This window comes from Aedoeadaptatus coxii (assembly GCF_001553115.1).
In the GTDB taxonomy this organism is placed as follows: domain Bacteria; phylum Bacillota; class Clostridia; order Tissierellales; family Peptoniphilaceae; genus Aedoeadaptatus; species Aedoeadaptatus coxii.
Map to the genome: position 1 here is coordinate 1 of NZ_KQ960176.1, position 263 is coordinate 263.

1 protein-coding gene is annotated in these 263 nt (G+C 36.5%); it reads right to left on the reverse strand.

The window, feature by feature from the left end; translation table 11 throughout:
- A partial coding sequence (locus tag HMPREF1863_RS04915) for a ribbon-helix-helix protein, CopG family (RefSeq protein WP_332309970.1) occupies positions 1-131 on the reverse strand: 131 nt, incomplete at its 3' end.
- Positions 132-263: the final 132 nt, after the last annotated feature.

Sequence of the window (263 nt, forward strand, 5' to 3'; positions counted from 1 at the left end):
TCCAAAACGCATTTGCGGATGAAATGGCTCATATTTCTGCACTTTGAAAGTTTTCTTTTCTCTTCAAAAAGAGCCTTTTCTTCTTCGGTTAATTTAATTTCAAGTCTTTCGTTTCGTATTCTATTTGCCATAGGTATTTCCTCCTTTAGGTGTATTTCGGGGTCTTAGGGTTCTCCCTAACAAGTTAAAAATTGATAAAAAAAGAAGCAGATCCCAAAGGGCTGCTTCGTCAATTTTTTCGTAAGTGTCCGTACACTTACTGT